We start from the raw sequence: 16,210 nt of genomic DNA on the forward strand, positions 1-16,210 counted from the left end.
CCGCTTTTATATTACGCAAGCAGTTTTAATGATTCGCGGTTGAATGCCGGTATGTCATCCGGTGTGCGGCTTGTGACCAGCTGGTTCTGGCAGACGACGACTTCTTCATCCACCACATTTGCGCCCGCGTTTTCCATGTCGATTCGGATTGATGTAAACCCTGTCGCTTTGCGCCCGTCCAATGCTTTCGCGTTGATGAGAAGCTGAGGTCCGTGGCAGATGGCGAACACCGGTTTTTTGTCATCCATAAACGCTTTGGCAAATTGGACGAAACGGTCATCCGCACGCAGCATGTCAGGAGAGAATCCGCCCGGGATCAGCAATGCGTCAAAGTCTTTCGGATTTACATCATCGATGGACTCATCCACTTTCACTTCGGCTTCCCCTTGTTTGCCTTTGACTGTTTTTCCTTTTTCCTGTTCAATTACGGTTAATTCATGACCCGCATCTTTAAAAGCTTTCGCAGGTTCAGTATACTCGACATCCTCAAAATAATCGGTTAATACAACTGCAATTTTTTTACCCATAGTTACTACCTCCTGCTTGATGAAGTCTACATAAATCCATGTACCCCAGCCACACTAACATCAAACATAGGTAACGCGTTTGCCGCTCATCCGTTTTACATAGGTCATTATCCTCATTTTTCATCTTTTTACAAGAATCATCATGAAATCTATATAAACTTTCACAAAATATTCTTACAATGGTACTGCATGACAAAATTTGTTGAAAGGTGGAGAACAGGTGAGAATACAGAAAAGACGATGCAGCGTCAATATGACACTCCGTATTCTGCTGCCCCTAGTTATGATACTTAGTCTAATCCTCCCAACATCACCCATTAAAGCAGAAGAAAACAAATCCTCCAGTGTGAATCTCAGCATTCTAGCCACAACTGACGTTCACGCTAACATGATGGACTACGATTACTACAGCGACAAACCGACAACGGAATTCGGGCTGGCCCGAACGGCTCAGCTTATTGAGAAGCACAGGCGCGAAAACCCGAATACGCTGCTTGTCGATAACGGAGACCTGATTCAGGGGAATCCCCTCGGAGAATACGCCGTAAAATATGAGAAAAATGATATCATTTCAGGCGCAAAGACCCATCCGATCATTGAAGTGATGAACAGTCTGCATTATGACGCAGGAACACTCGGCAATCATGAATTTAATTACGGGCTTGAATTTCTGGACGGGACAATCAAAGGCGCTGATTATCCGATCGTTAACGCCAATGTGAAAACATTAAGCGGCGAAAACCGTTATACGCCTTATGTCATAAAAGACAAAACCGTCACGGATGAAAACGGCGGCAAGCATCAGATAAAAGTCGGCTACATCGGCTTTGTTCCTCCCCAAATCATGACGTGGGATAAGAAAAATCTCGAAGGCCGCGTTCAGGTCGAAGACATTGTGGAATCCGCAAAGAAAACCGTTCCGAAAATGAAAGCTGAAGGAGCCGATATCGTCATCGCCCTCGCCCACAGCGGCATCGAAAAAAAAGCGCAGTCTTCCGGAGCGGAAAACGCCGTTTTTGACCTGGCAACGAAAGTCAGCGGAATTGACGCGATCGTATCCGGCCATCAGCACGGGCTTTTCCCTGATGCCGAATATAAAGGCGCTGATCAATTTGACGTCGATCAAGGCACGATTAACGGCATCCCCGTTGTCATGTCAAGCAGCTGGGGCAAATATGCGGGCGTCATCGACCTCCGGCTTGAAAAAACTGACAGCGCGTGGCATGTGGAAGATGCAAAAGGCAGCATCGAGCCGATTGCCGGCAATGTGACGTCGGAAAACGAAACCGTCGTCAATACCGTCAAAAAAGCGCACGAAGGCACATTGAAATACATCAGAGAACCCGTCGGCCAGACAAAAGCCGATATCAACAGTTTCTTCGCCCAAGTCAAAGATGATCCGTCCATTCAAATCGTAACGGATGCGCAAAAATGGTACGCCGAAAATAAGATGAAGGATACGGAATACAAAGATCTGCCTATCCTCTCGGCGGGCGCCCCGTTTAAAGCCGGCGGGCGGAACGGCTCAAACTACTATACAAACATTTCCGCTGGCGACCTCGCCATCAAAAATATCGGCGATTTGTACCTGTATGACAACACGGTTCAGATCGTCAAGCTGAACGGAAGCGAAGTGAAAGACTGGCTCGAAATGTCCGCGGGGCAATTTAATCAGATCGATCAGGCAAAAGGCGGCAGCCAAGCGCTTTTAAATGACGCCTACCGCTCATACAATTTTGATGTCATTGACGGTGTCACCTATCAGGTCGATGTCACAAAACCGGCGAAATACAACGAAAACGGAACAGTCATTCATCCCGATGCAAGCCGGATCGTCAACCTTTCTTATCAAGGAAAGCCCGTCAGCGCCAAGCAGGAATTTCTGATCGTCACAAATAATTACCGCGCTTCAGGCGGCGGGGGATTCCCTCACTTAAGCAATGATAAAATCGTATACTCTTCTGCCGATGAGAACAGGCAGGTCTTAATGGATTACATCATCCAGCAGAAAACGATTAATCCGCAGGCTGATCATAACTGGTCCATCCTTCCGGTCAAAGGGACAAACCTGACATTTGAATCTTCCTTGGCTGCAAAGCCGTTTGCCGACCGCGCAGATGACGTCGCCTATATCGGTGAATCACAAAACGCGGGCTACGGACAGTACAAGCTCCAATTCAAAGATGATGAACCGGGCACAGATCCGCCGAAAGATAATGCATGGAAACTCACCGTTATGCATACAAACGACACGCACGCCCACCTTGATAACGCGGCGAGGCGGATGACGAAAATCAAAGAAATCAGAAGCGAAACCGACCGCAGCATTTTGCTGGATGCGGGAGACGTTTTCTCAGGCGATCTCTATTTCACAAAGTGGCAGGGGCTGGCTGATTTAAAGTTGATGAACAGCATGGGCTACGACGCAATGACCTTCGGAAACCATGAGTTTGATAAAGGCCCGGGTGCTCTCGCCAGCTTCCTGAGCGGTAACGGGAGCGCGGCTGACCCGTCCGGAAAATACAATTTTCAAGCGCCTGACTTTCCGCTCGTCAGCTCAAATGTCGATGTGTCCAAAGAGTCAAAACTCAGACCATTCATGAAAAAAGCAGACACATTTACGGCAGGGAAAAAGAAAAAAGCAGGCATCTATCCATACATTCTACTTGATGTAAACGGAGAAAAAGTCGCCGTATTCGGCTTAACGACAGAAGATACGTCTGTCACATCAAGCCCGGGAAAAAGCATTGTCTTTCATGATGCCTTCCAATCCGCACAAGATACGGTAAAAGAAATACAGAACAAGGAACATGTCAATAAAATTATCGCCCTGACCCATATCGGGCATCAGCGTGATCTCGATCTCGCCAAAAAAGTAAAAGGCATCGACTTAATCGTCGGCGGACATACGCATACGCTTGTAGATAAAATGGAAATTGTTAAAAACGAAGAGCCGACCATCGTCGCCCAGGCAAAAGAATATGGCGAATATTTAGGCCGTGTCGATGTCGCATTTGACAAAAACGGCATCGTCCTGCCGGAACAATCCTCTCTTCAGGCGATTCCGGTGAACGAGCAGACGAAAGAAGACCCGGATCTGAAAAAAGAGCTTGATCCGTTTAAAAAAGAGCTCGTCTCAGTCAAAAATGAAAAAGTCGGCTCAACGAAGGTCGCACTTGACGGCCAGCGCGAGCATGTCCGCTCCAAAGAAACCAATCTCGGAAACTTCATCGCGGACGGCATGCTGCAAAAAGCGAAGGAAGCGGCCGGCGCCCAAATCGCTATCACAAACGGGGGCGGCATCCGCGCGGGCATTGATAAAGGAGACATCACACTCGGCGATGTGCTGAATGTGATGCCGTTCGGCAACACGCTTTACGTCGCGGATTTAACCGGAAAACAGATCAAACAAGCCCTGGAACAAGGGTTAAGCGGAATTGAGGCTCAAGGCGGCGCCTTCCCTCAAGTTGCCGGTTTAACATACACGTTTACACTGAATAAAAAGCCGGGACACCGCGTTCTTCAAGCTGCGGCCGTACAGGATGACGGCAGCGTAAAGCCGATTTCTGATAAGAAGACATACAGAGTCGCCACCAGTAACTTTGTCGGTGAAGGCGGAGACGGATATTCCGTCTTTAACGAAGCGTCCCATAAAGAAGACCTTGGCTTTGTCGACTATGAGGTCTTCACCGAGCAGCTTGAAAAAGCGGGAAAAGCGGTGGAACCGGAAGTTGACGGCCGCGCGCAGGAAGTGTATCTGCCGACGAAACAAAAAAACGGTTCGTGGACGCTTGAAGATGACAGCGCATTTGCCGCCTATGCCAAAAACGCCAACACGCCGATCGTGTATTACGATAAGAATGACGGCGCCAAAAAGCCGATTGATCTCAGCGTGACCAAAAAACAAATCGGCCTGTTAAAGGACAGAACATCGGATTCTTCCCTTACGATCCTGCATGACAAGTTCAGCATGAAAATGCCGATGGCAAACCCTGCTTCAGCTGATACACGATTCGGTGTGACGCCGAAAGGAAAAGTTAGCGGGGCGCTTTCAAATGTATACGACTTTACAATGAAGCAGAAAAACAAAGACATCAAAACATTCAAAGCGCCGGTAAAGCTCACCCTGCGCATTGAGAATATGAAAAAGGCGAAACAGCCCGGCATTTATCATGTAGACCGGAAAAAGAACGTCTATACAAAAACAGACAACGGTTCGGTTTCACACGATCTCGTCACGGGCTATACAAATCATTTCAGTGAATACACCATATTAAACGCAAACACGAAGAGCGCGCCGCCGACAAGCGGAGATCACGGCTCCGGAAAGCAGCCAAGCGGACAAAAACCGTCATCCGGCCCTGCGCAGGACGGAGTATCGCCGGGCGGCCTGCTTCCTGATACGGCCACAACGATGTATTCCATCCTTCTTGCCGGGTTACTCATCAGCGCGCTCGGAACGGCACTGTATCTGTATCAAAGAAGAAAAGCAAAAAAAGTGAACGAAGCATAAAAAGGCCGCTTTTATCAGGCGGTTCATCCCAAAAGCTCTCCTGATCTGATATCAGGAGAGCTTTTTCTGCCGGTCCCCCTCTGAGTCGACAGCCATACGGCCGAGTGATAAAATATGAACGTTATTCGCGAAAGACTGCATCCGCATCGTTCAACACTTCACGGCAGGGCCTCTCTTTCACACGGCGCCGCCTGTTTGGAGGACTTTTTTTGAAGATTACAGGAAACAAACGAAACCGCATGTCTTACAAGAAAAAGCTGTTTTACGTGATAACAGCGCTTTGTTTTATCAGCTCGCTCATTTTTGTCACTCACAACGCTTCTTTTTATGAGCGGCCGATTGCCAAAGTGACGAAAACAACATTGGAACATCAGTCTGACGTACAGGACATGCATAAAAACAAAGATAAGATTTTCACTCAGACGATCACAGCCAGACTTGAAAACGGAAGTCAGAAAGGACAGCTCATTCATTTGTCCAATCAGTATTCTTTATCCGGAGCAAATGATCAGAAATATTCGATTGGCGATGAAGTATTCGTTTCTATTGATAAAGGGAAACCATCAAACAAAGATCTATCGGGAAGCATTATAGATAAAAAACGGGATAAACAGCTTTTGCTGATCGCCTGGGTTTTCATCTTCACCTTGCTTATCGTCGGCAAAAAACAAGGCTTCTTTTCGATCGTCAGCCTGATGTTTAATGCCGTTTTACTGTCGTTTGCATTAGATTTGTACAGGAAGCATCCTAATATAGGGTTAATTTTCATCTGCGGTATCTGTATTCTCATCTTTACGGTCATCTCATTGCTGCTTGTCAGCGGTTTTCACGCGAAAACATACGCCGCCATAGCCGCGACACTCGCAGGCACGTTCGTTTCCCTGCTGATTACGTATCTGGTAATGCTGGCAACCGGAGAGAAAGGTCTCAGATATGAGGAAATGCAGTATTTAACCCGCCCTTATCACACGGTGTTTATGGCCGGGGTATTTATCGGATCACTGGGAGCGGTCATGGATGTGGCCATTACCATGACGTCATCTGTCTTCGGATTATATGAAGAAAACAAGGGTATCTCATTACAAGCTCTCAGACGTTCCGGGATGGAGATCGGAAAAGACATCATGGGGGCGATGACCAACATTCTGTTTTTTGCTTATATAAGCGGCTCTATTCCGATGATGCTTTTGTATTTGAAAAATGATTCCCCGATAGGATTCACTCTTTCTATGAACATTTCCTTGGAAATAGCCAGAGCATTGGCCGGGGGGATCGGAATTGTATTAACCATACCCGCCAGTCTGTATGCTTCTGTCTTTTTTATTAAACGAAAGAAGGCAAGCTCATGAATGTCATCGTAATTCTCGCGGCGATTTTATTTCTATTAATGGTCATCATCGGCGGAAAAAAAGGAGCGAGGTCTTTTATTGCGTTATTCTTAAATTTCGGTGTTCTCTTTCTCACCATTATTTTCATGACAGACCCGCATATCAATCCGATTGTTTTAACATTGCTCTCTTCCGCCGTGATTTGCAGCATTACTCTTTTTTATATTAATGGAGGAAACGTCAAAACCGTAACCGCCTTTATTTCTGCAATGCTGACCATTTCATTGCTGCTGTTTTTTATTATGTCCGTAACAAAACATACTTCGATTCAGGGATTCGGTGAAGAAGAATTGGGGGATATCGGCATATTCACACTGTTTGTCGGGGTGGATTTTGTGAAGGTTACCGCAGCTATGATCATCATGGGCACGATTGGAGCGATTACCGATGTCGCGATTTCCATTACTTCACCCATGCGGGAAATTTACAGTCATAATCCGTCCATGAGCAGAAAAGAACTGTACATATTCGGATTAAGCATCGGGAGAGATATTTTAGGAACGAATACGAATACGTTATTCTTTGCTTTTTTCGGCAGCTATTTGGCTTTAATTATCTGGTTTAAAGACTTATCATACTCAGCTGAAAAAATAGTGAACTCAAAAGTATTCAGTGCGGAAGCCGTCACCATTCTTTGCGCCGGAATCGGGATCGGCATCATCATTCCCGTTACGTCCTGGATCACCGCCTGTTTTTTAGCAAAACCAAATAAACAGTAAAAGCTGCCGGGACACGCCCGGCAGCTTTTTTTATCTTAAACCCACTTTACAACGTCTTTTGAGGCAGATCTTGTTTTCGGGCGCGGTTCTCTGACACGGTAGCCGAATGCGGCCATGACAGAGATGTCGAAACTTCCGTTTTCCAGAAGCCCTTCTTCTTCAAGAATCCGGTGGATTTCTTTGTAGTTGAAGCCTTCTACAGGACAGGAATCGATGCCGATCTGCGCAGCGGCTGTCATCATATTGCCGAGGGCGATGTAAGTCTGTTTGGATGCCCAGTCAAACAGCGCGCGATCTGATTCAAGCAGATTGAAATCATTTTTCTGGAATTCTTCCGTTTTGCTGATATAGCCTTCATACATATCTTCCGGCATTTTTTTGACTTCCCGCAAGTGATTTTTGACATAATCGGCGTCAAAACGGATATCCTTTGCCGTCCGGGCAAGCAGAAGTACGAAATGGCTTGCGGTCGGCAGCTGCTTTTGCGCCCCCCATGTGAACTCGCGGAGTTTTTCACGAAGCTCCGGATTTTGAACGACGACAAATTTCCAAGGCTCCAAACCGAGTGAGCTTGGGGATAATCTTCCCGTTTCTAAAATGAATTCAAAATCGCTTTCTGAAATTTTTTTCTCAGGATCAAATTCCTTTGTAGCGTGTCTGAATTGATACGCTTCGATGATCTGCTGTTTTTTATCTGACATTCATGATCTCTCCTTTTCATCTCGTTATGTACTATTGTAGCCATTATTTTTGAAAGTACCAGTACGCACATTTTTGTTGGATAGTATTCATTTTGATACTGACAAAAAAACGGGCTGCCGCGGCAGTCCGTTTTTATTTTTCTCTTCTCGCAAAGTCGACGAAACGGAATTTATCGAGCCTGTGCCGGCTTTCCGTATATTGGAAGAGGCTGGTATCCTCCAAAAAGACGCGGTTTTTCACGATCGCCATATGGCTGAACCCGCCGAGATCCAAATACTTCCGGTCTTCCTCCCCCGCCGGCTCCATGACAATTTCCTTTTGCGCGTAGCTGATGGACAGGCCGAGCTCTCCTTCGAGATACTCATAGATCGAATCTTCGCAAATCGCCTTCGTCAATTGAGGCACATGTTTTTTCACAAAGTAATCCTTGTCCAAAATAATATGTTCTCCGTCAATCCGTCTTGATCTGACGACTTCCCACACCTTTTCATCCGCTTCTGTACCAAGCTCTTTTGCGGCTTCTGAGGGAGGCAGGATCAGCCCGAGACGGTGAACCTCCGTTCTCGTCTCTTTTCCGAGCGTTTCCGAAAGCTCTTTGAAGCTGATCAGGCCTGAGACGGGAAAGCGCATTTTTTCTCTGTCTAATATGACGGAGCCTTTGCCTTTGATTTTCTGGATGTAGCCGTTTTGCGCCAGCATATTGAGCGCTTTACGGACGGTTTCTCGTGATGTGCCGTATTGATCGCACAAATCATTTTCAGACGGAAGAACGTCTTCAGCCTTCCGCTGGCCGCTTTCAATCTGCCGCACCATATCTTTATAGATTGTGATATATTTATTCACTTTCATTCATGACCACCCAGATTAGTGTATCACGCTTTTGTCAGATGATAAACGATCGATTCATACGGACGGAGCGTCAATCGTTCCGGCCGCCCTTCCCTCGGTTCATCATTCGTCAGCAGCACCGTAAACCGCCATCCGTCCGTGTCTTTAAGCGGAACCGTAAAGTCCGCTTCTTTCCCGTAGAAGTTGTTGATGCACAGAAGTTTTTCATCCTTGCCGTGTCTGACGTACGCCAGAACCGCCGGATCATCTTCAGCAAGCAGTTCAAACGTTCCTTCAGTCACGATGTCATATTCCTTTCTGAGCTTGATGAGCTTCTGATAATGGTAGAAAATTGAATCCGGGTCCCGCAAAGCCGCTTCCGCGTTAATGTCCCGATAATCATCCGCCGCCGGAATCCAAGGCGTTCCCGTCGTGAAGCCGCCGTGCGGTCCGCTGTTCCATTGAACGGGGGTTCTTGCATTGTCTCTTGATTTCTCTTTTAAAATGGCGATAATGTCTTTTTCTGACACGCCTTCTTCCTTCATCTTTTTGTAAATGTTCAGTGATTCGACATCGCGGTATGAGCCGATGTCATCGAACTTCGGATTGCCCATGCCGATCTCCTCACCTTGATAAATGTAAGGCGTGCCCTGCATCATATGAATGGCCGCCGCCAGCATTTTGGCTGATTTCGTCCGGTATACGCCGTCGTCTCCGTATCTGGATACGGCCCGCGGCTGGTCATGATTGCACCAGAATAATGCATTCCAGCCTCCGCCTTTTTGCATCTCCGTCTGCCAAAACGCTAAAATCCGTTTCAGCTTCAGAAAATCAAACGGAGCGAGCGCCCATTTTTCACCATTCGGATAATCCACTTTTAAATGATGAAAGTTAAAGGTCATATCGAGTTCTTTATTTTCAGGGTTTGTGTACCGGATGCAGTGGTCAGCCGTTGTCGAGGACATTTCACCGACCGTCATGCTGTCATATTTCGAAAGCACTTCCCGGTTCATCTCATGAAGAAATTCGTGCACGCGCGGCCCGTCCGTATAATAAGGGCGCCCGTCACGGCCATCCTCGGCATCAGGAAACGATTGGTCTTTAGAAATGAGGTTGATCACATCCAGCCGGAAACCGTCGATCCCTTTTCGGAACCAAAAATGCATCATGTCGTAAACCTGTTTTCTCATCTCTTCATTTTCCCAGTTCAAATCGGCCTGCGACACATCGAATAAATGCAGATAGTGCTGGCCTGACGCCGGGTCGAGCTCCCAAGCGGAACCGCCGAATTTTGATTCCCAGTTGTTCGGCGCCCGGCCGTCTTCCTTTCCGTCTTTCCAAATGTAAAAATCCCGATACGGACTGTCGGGTGACGAGACCGCTTCTTTGAACCATTGATGCTCGACTGATGTATGGTTTACGACAAGATCCATGACGACCTTGATTCCTCTTTTGTGCGCTTCATCAAGAAGGCGTTCAAAATCCTCCATCGTTCCGTATTCTTCATAAATGGTGCAGTAATCGCGAATGTCATAACCGTTGTCATTCTGCGGCGAATCGTAAATCGGCGTAAGCCAAATGACATCAATCAAAAGCTTCTGCAAATAATCAAGCTTCTCGATAATACCGTTCAGATCACCGATCCCGTTTCCCGTCGTATCATTAAAGCTCTTCGGATAAATTTGATATACCGCTGCCTTTTTCCACCATGGTGTGCTGTCTGTTTTCATTTTTCTTCACCGCCTGTATTGTTTTGAATGGAAAGGGAAAAGGGACAGCCTGTTAGAAGGCGCCCCGCAGGTTTCTATTTTTGCCGTTTCAGCCGCGCATACCCGTATGTTCCCGCAAACGGGAGAATCAGCACAATCAGCATTCCGATCGCAAACGGACCCCAGTACCGGCTCATAATGGAGAAGATCCCCGGCACGCCGCCGACTCCGACCGAGCTTGCGAGAACGCCTTTGACGGAGATGAACATCCCCGCGATCCCCGAACTGATCATAGCGATCACAAACGGAAATTTGTAACGCAGATTCACGCCGAAAATCGCCGGCTCTGTAATGCCCAAATATGCGGAAATGCCGGCCGTCAGTGAAAGCCCCCGCTGTTTTTTATCTTTTGTAATCAGCATCATGGCCAGAGCCGCCGATCCTTGAGCGATATTTGATAATGCGAGCATCGGCCATAAAAATGTGCCGCCGAGCTTTGATCCGATTAATTGAAGATCGACCGCGAGAAACGTATGATGCATCCCCGTGATCACAAGCGCCGAATACAGCCCTCCGTACAGCAGGCCTCCGATGGCGGAGAATTGGCCGAAAACGGCAATCAATCCCGCCGTCAGCGCGTTACCGATCGCAAAGGTGATCGGACCGATGATAACAAAGGATAGAAAACCGATGACCAAAAGCGTCACCGGTGCGACGACCAACAGCTGAATGCCCTCCGGCGTCCGTTTCGTCAAAAAGAGCTCAAGCCTGGCAAGTAAATAAGACGCCAGCAGAATCGGAAGCACCTGACCTTGATACCCGACTTTCTGCACCTCAAGGCCGAACAGGTTCCACACCGGAATATCGCCGCTCTGCTCGGCGGCCCCGTAGCCCCATGCGTTTAACAGATCAGGATGCACCAGCATCAGCCCGAGCACGATACCCAAAAGCGGGCTTCCTCCGAACCGCTTCACTGCCGACCAGCCGATTAAAGCCGGCAGAAAAGCGAAGGCCGTCCCCGCAATCAGATTAATCATATTGGCGAGATCCGCCCATTGCGGATACACTTGGACAATCGATTTCGTGCTGTAGAAAATGCCTTCCGCCGTTAAGATATTGTTCAGACCCATTAACAGCCCGGCCGTAACGATCGCCGGCAAGATCGGAATAAAGATGTCCGCAAGCGTTTTCACAGCACGCTGCAAAGGATTCATTTTTTGCGCTGCCGCCTTCTTCACGTCATCCTTGGACGCTTCACCCATCCCCGTTTCCTTCACTAATTCCGCATATACTTTGTTGACCGTCCCCTGCCCGATCACGACTTGAAACTGCCCGTTTACCGCAAAAGATCCTTTGACAATGTCTATTGCATCAAGCATTTTTTGGTTTACCTTGGTTTCATCTATTAATGCAAACCGCAAACGCGTCACACAATGAGTCGCCGCCTCAATATTTTCAATTCCGCCGACAGCTTCAGCGATCTGCCGCGCAGCCCGGTTAAACTCACCCATGCCAACCCCTCCGTAACCGTTTTCATTTTGTCTCGCAAACTTGTATATACATGTTTATGACTCTATTGTAATGATGTATATACATGTCGTCAATCTATTTTTATAGCGCTTTCATCACAAATATACTGCGAAAGACCCTGAAACAAAAAAAAGCCCTCCGGAACCGGGCCTTGACTTCTTGTTTGGTCGGGAACATGTCCGGGCGGAATTCACAACAGGAGCACAAAAAGCATACAGTACTGTACAACTAAGTTAAAGAGGTGTGAAGAGATGCCATCCACTGTTATCAACCTGTACTATTTGAAGATTAACAGTATTTCTGGCAACGGATCTATTACGATTGGGGAAGCGGCATACAACAGTCCCACCACAAATAACAAATCACAAGGACTGAACTCTTCATTCGGCGATACGTCACCTATAGAATCGATGATGGAGAACTTGTTAAATGATCCTGATGTCAACGACCAGACAGAAATCGGAACCGCAGATACCGCAAATGTTATGCCGGTACCGCCGACTATAGATTAAAGGGGTTTTTATGAATGCCTTACCAAATTAACGTCGTCAATATAAAAGTAAACGGAGCAACGCAAAACGGAAACGTCGATATCGGTCAGACCGTACAAAACAGCCACACCGCCAACAGCAAATTTGTCGGCGCAAACTTTTCTTTAGGGGATTTTTCGCCGGCCGCCGGATGTTTGAATTCGGGCCATCTTGACCCTGACGTGAGCGATCAGGATCAGATCGCCAACCCGTCAATGCCGATCGCAAATCAAATATAGGGAGGTTCTGCCGAAGTGGATATCGAAAAAATGAGAAAGTGGCTTGAGATTACGAACGAGCACAAGCCCAGCGACTTTTGGACCAATGTCCTGAAACGGAAATCTCCCGAAGATTTTTTCTCCTTACAAAAAAACACCCTGACTTATGATATTTATCAGGATGAACAGCACACATTTGTCATTGTGGAAATGCCCGGCGTTTACGAAGAAGAATTGACATTGAGGCTGCTGTCAAGAACACGGCTGCATATAAGAGGAAACATCACACCCCTTTTTCCGAAGAACATGGGCGTCTGCCAAAACCGTTATTACGGGGAAATCGATGAGACGATTGAGCTTCCTGAACCGGCTGAGCCCCAGCTGTTACAGGCGCAGTGCGTAAACGGCCTGCTCCACATTTCCTACCCGCGCCTTATGGAGCACATTCCTTTTCAGAAAAAAATCTAAAGAGCCGGCTTACGGGCGGCCCAGCCGTCTGTACACTTTCTCCTTATAATGAGAAGATGCGGGTTTTGAAAACATGGCTTTCTCCTCCGTCAGTTTGTCGAGTCTGACTTGTTTTTCCGTCCGTTTGTTCCGCAGGTGATCCCGCTCCTGTTCATTGCGGCACTTGGCGATCAAATAATCGAGCGTCATCAGCTCTTTCTTCAGCGCGCCCTCATCCTCGGCGATCCCGGCGTTTTTTAATATGCGGTAGCCCATTCTGAGCGACTCCGGAAGATGTGCGGCATCGTCTTTCGGCAGGGGCTTTCCCATTCCTTTGATGCCGGCGAACTCTCCATCCTTAATGGCGCGCTTGATTTTATCTTCAGCCACGATATGGGCAATATCCATCACTGTTCACCTCTTTTTTCAATAGAACCGGGTATGATTAAACGGAAACACAAAGCCCAGTTTGTGCCATTTATATGTTTTAAAGCTGTCATTCAACAGATCAACCCCCGTTGCGACAGCGTTTTTCGCCCTTTTTCCGATGAGCCTTTTCCACCTTTTCTATTTGCTGGTTTCATGGTATATTGATTACGTTCGTTTTTTCTATCGTTCCGTGTAAACCGTGATCGGAAAAAAGGAGTGTAACAATGAAAACATTTATAAAAGAAAGAGGACTTGCCTTCTTCTTGATAGCGGTCGTGTTATTGTGGGTGAAAACATATGTCGCTTATATTTTAAACTTTAACCTCGGCATAGACAACACGATCCAGAAAATATTGCTTTTTGTGAATCCGCTGAGCTCCAGCTTGTTCTTTCTTGGATTTGGGCTTCTTTTCAAGAAAAAATTACAGCAGACAGCCATTATTGTGATTCATTTTTTATTGTCTTTTTTGCTTTTTGCAAACATCGTCTATTATAGATTCTTTAATGATTTCATTACCATCCCGGTCATGATGCAGGCAAAGACAAACGGCGGCCAGCTCGGAGACAGCGCGTTCTCGTTAATGAGATGGACAGACGCCTTCTACTTCCTGGATACCGTCATTTTGATTATTTTGGCCCTTAAGATGAAAAAACCGGCTGAAAAACCGGCGAAGAAATCATTCAGAATCGTTTTGGCTTCCGCCGTGCTTATGTTCCTGATCAACCTCGCCGTCGCGGAATCCGACCGTCCTGAGCTTTTGACACGCTCATTTGACCGTAACTATCTGGTGAAATACTTGGGCACGTACAACTTTACGATTTACGATGCCGTGCAGAATGTGAAATCAAACAGCCAGCGCGCGCTTGCCGATTCAAGCGATGTAACGGATGTGGAAAACTATATGAAGGCTAACTATGACGTGCCGAATAACGTCTACTTCGGAAAAGCCGAAGGAAAAAACGTCATCTACGTCTCATTAGAGTCTCTGCAATCCTTTATCATTGACTATAAAATTAACGGCAAGGAAGTGACGCCGTTTTTAAACAAACTGGCGCACGATAATCAAACATTCTACTTTGATAACTTTTTCCACCAAACGGGACAAGGTAAAACATCTGATGCGGAATTTATGATGGAGAACTCTCTGTACCCGCTTTCGCAAGGTTCGGTTTTCGTCAATAAAGCGCAAAACACGCTGCAGTCCGTTCCTGCGATCTTAAAAGGCAAAAAGTACACGTCTGCCGCTTTCCACGGAAATACGCAGACTTTCTGGAACCGTAACGAAATGTACAAAGCGGAAGGCATCGATAAGTTTTTCGATTCCGCTTATTATGACATGAGCGAAGAAAACACGAAAAACTACGGCATGAAAGATAAACCGTATTTCAAAGAATCCATGCCGCTCTTAAAGAGCCTGCCGCAGCCGTTCTATACGAAGTTCATTACGCTGTCCAACCACTTCCCGTTCGGAATGGATAAAGAAGACACGGACTTCCCGGCGGGAGACTTTGGCGATTCAGTCGTTAATAATTACTTCCAGTCCGCGAACTATCTGGATGAATCAATTGAACAGTTCTTTCATGACCTGAAAAAAGACGGCCTGTACGATAAGTCGATTATCGTGATGTACGGAGACCACTACGGCATCTCCGAAAACCATAATAAAGCGATGGCGAAAGTGCTCGGCAAAGATGAGATCACTGAATACGACAATGCCCAGCTTCAGCGGGTGCCGCTCTTTATCCACGCTCCCGGCGTGAAAGGCGGCCGTAATCACAAATTTGCCGGTGAAGTCGATGTCGCGCCGACCGTTCTTCATCTGCTCGGCGTCGATACGAAAGATTATCTCATGTCAGGTTCAGATATCTTATCGAAAGAGCACAGAGAAGTCATTCCGTTCCGTAACGGAGACTTCATCTCACCGAACTATACGAAAGTGTCCGGCAAGTATTACGATACGAAAACCGGAAGACTTTTAGATGATTCAGAAGTCGACAAAAAAGAAGACTCTCTCGTCAAGACTGAGCTTGAAATGTCTGATAAGATCATCAACGGCGATCTGCTTCGTTTCTATCAGCCGAAAGGCTTTAAGAAAGTGGACCCTTCACAATTTGATTATACGAAACGTGAAGATTCCTCAGCAGACGATCAAAAAGAATAAGCAAAAGCCAGATCATATCAATGATCTGGCTTTTTTATGTTCAGCTCCCGGCGGCGGCCATAGAGCGCTTTTGCAGGCTGTCGGAAAGAACTGAATAAGCGACGACTTTCTTTTTCTGCTGTTTGACGACATCTACATGATCTTCGTAGCTGTATACAAACACCGTCACATCTTTTTTTCCTTTTCTCGTCTTAATGACAAGCGGATCGGCTCCGTTTTGCGGATGAAGATAACGCTCTTCATCCCCTGGGTATATATAATGCCGTTCGATAAACACGGCTTCGTTAAAATCATCAATCACCCGGCGTTTGTCTTCGCCTTCCAGACGTTTTCCGCCGAGGGAAACGGCAGCGGACGCGTCACTGAGCTTTGAATGGGTTTCAAACTTGCGGAGGATCCATTCCACCGCTCCGGTAGGAAGGCATGTCAGCACAATCTTAATCAGGCTTATGACAACAATTGAAACAACTGCAATCCATGTCACCTTACATCATCTCCATACTTGTTC

The 16,210-nt window shown here is 46.9% G+C and carries 14 protein-coding genes; 7 read left to right on the forward strand and 7 right to left on the reverse strand.

The genetic code is table 11. The annotated features are described in order from the left end of the window. Positions 1–11: 11 nt before the first annotated feature. Positions 12–527 (reverse strand): type 1 glutamine amidotransferase domain-containing protein, encoded by a 516-nt coding sequence (locus BZ167_RS05635; protein ID WP_064107437.1) that lies wholly within the window; start codon positions 525–527, stop codon positions 12–14. A gap of 220 nt (positions 528–747) precedes the next feature. On the opposite strand from BZ167_RS05635, the gene BZ167_RS05640 reads away from it, so the two are divergent. The 3 genes from BZ167_RS05640 to BZ167_RS05650 all read left to right on the forward strand — a co-directional run bounded on the left by BZ167_RS05640 (position 748) and on the right by BZ167_RS05650 (position 7,147). Continuing rightward, positions 748–5,040 carry a multifunctional 2',3'-cyclic-nucleotide 2'-phosphodiesterase/3'-nucleotidase/5'-nucleotidase gene (locus BZ167_RS05640; RefSeq protein WP_156886061.1) on the forward strand — a complete coding sequence of 1,431 codons (4,293 nt, stop codon included), beginning with the start codon at positions 748–750 and terminating at the stop codon, positions 5,038–5,040. 209 nt (positions 5,041–5,249) lie between these two features. Then, on the forward strand, positions 5,250–6,389 hold the full coding sequence (locus BZ167_RS05645) for a YibE/F family protein (RefSeq protein ID WP_033574977.1): 1,140 nt from the start codon (positions 5,250–5,252) through the stop codon (positions 6,387–6,389). Continuing rightward, positions 6,386–7,147 carry a YibE/F family protein gene (locus BZ167_RS05650; protein ID WP_031378882.1) on the forward strand — a complete coding sequence of 254 codons (762 nt, stop codon included), beginning with the start codon at positions 6,386–6,388 and terminating at the stop codon, positions 7,145–7,147. The genes BZ167_RS05645 and BZ167_RS05650 overlap by 4 nt, the downstream gene beginning before the upstream one ends. A 35-nt stretch (positions 7,148–7,182) precedes the next feature. Here BZ167_RS05650 and BZ167_RS05655 read toward each other — a convergent pair whose 3' ends face one another. From BZ167_RS05655 to treP, 4 genes are all read right to left on the reverse strand, one after another. Next, on the reverse strand, positions 7,183–7,848 hold the full coding sequence (locus tag BZ167_RS05655) for an NAD(P)H-dependent oxidoreductase (RefSeq protein WP_031378881.1): 666 nt from the start codon (positions 7,846–7,848) through the stop codon (positions 7,183–7,185). A gap of 133 nt (positions 7,849–7,981) precedes the next feature. After that, on the reverse strand, positions 7,982–8,698 hold the full coding sequence (gene treR / locus BZ167_RS05660) for a trehalose operon repressor (RefSeq protein ID WP_031378880.1): 717 nt from the start codon (positions 8,696–8,698) through the stop codon (positions 7,982–7,984). A gap of 23 nt (positions 8,699–8,721) precedes the next feature. Then, positions 8,722–10,407: an alpha,alpha-phosphotrehalase gene (gene treC / locus BZ167_RS05665; protein ID WP_033574976.1), complete on the reverse strand. Its 1,686-nt coding sequence runs from the start codon at positions 10,405–10,407 to the stop codon at positions 8,722–8,724. 74 nt (positions 10,408–10,481) lie between these two features. Further along, positions 10,482–11,897: a PTS system trehalose-specific EIIBC component gene (gene treP, locus BZ167_RS05670; RefSeq protein WP_020955500.1), complete on the reverse strand. Its 1,416-nt coding sequence runs from the start codon at positions 11,895–11,897 to the stop codon at positions 10,482–10,484. Between the two features lie 270 nt (positions 11,898–12,167). Here treP and BZ167_RS05675 point away from each other — a divergent pair, with 270 nt between their 5' ends. Genes BZ167_RS05675 through BZ167_RS05685 form a run of 3 tightly spaced genes read left to right on the forward strand, consistent with a single transcriptional unit; the run spans position 12,168 to position 13,132 of the window. Then, a complete protein-coding gene (locus BZ167_RS05675; RefSeq protein ID WP_014417185.1) occupies positions 12,168–12,428 on the forward strand; it encodes a spore germination protein in 261 nt (86 codons plus the stop codon). 14 nt (positions 12,429–12,442) lie between these two features. After that, the gene (locus BZ167_RS05680; protein WP_003155595.1) at positions 12,443–12,685 is read left to right on the forward strand and encodes a spore germination protein; all 243 of its coding nucleotides are present in this window, start codon (positions 12,443–12,445) and stop codon (positions 12,683–12,685) included. Between the two features lie 15 nt (positions 12,686–12,700). Beyond that, positions 12,701–13,132: an Hsp20/alpha crystallin family protein gene (locus BZ167_RS05685; RefSeq protein WP_033574975.1), complete on the forward strand. Its 432-nt coding sequence runs from the start codon at positions 12,701–12,703 to the stop codon at positions 13,130–13,132. Positions 13,133–13,141: 9 nt separating this feature from the next. Here BZ167_RS05685 and BZ167_RS05690 read toward each other — a convergent pair whose 3' ends face one another. Continuing rightward, positions 13,142–13,519, reverse strand: a complete 378-nt coding sequence (locus tag BZ167_RS05690) for a DnaJ family domain-containing protein (protein WP_007610033.1) — start codon at positions 13,517–13,519, stop codon at positions 13,142–13,144. Between the two features lie 245 nt (positions 13,520–13,764). Between BZ167_RS05690 and BZ167_RS05695 the strand changes: the two genes are divergently transcribed. Further along, the gene (locus tag BZ167_RS05695; protein WP_020955498.1) at positions 13,765–15,702 is read left to right on the forward strand and encodes a lipoteichoic acid synthase; all 1,938 of its coding nucleotides are present in this window, start codon (positions 13,765–13,767) and stop codon (positions 15,700–15,702) included. Between the two features lie 40 nt (positions 15,703–15,742). On the opposite strand, the gene BZ167_RS05700 is transcribed toward BZ167_RS05695, so the two are convergent. Then, a complete protein-coding gene (locus BZ167_RS05700; protein WP_007408492.1) occupies positions 15,743–16,186 on the reverse strand; it encodes a YfmQ family protein in 444 nt (147 codons plus the stop codon). Positions 16,187–16,210 lie beyond the last annotated feature (24 nt).

Source organism: Bacillus sp. 275, assembly GCF_001999205.1.
Lineage (GTDB): Bacteria > Bacillota > Bacilli > Bacillales > Bacillaceae > Bacillus > Bacillus velezensis.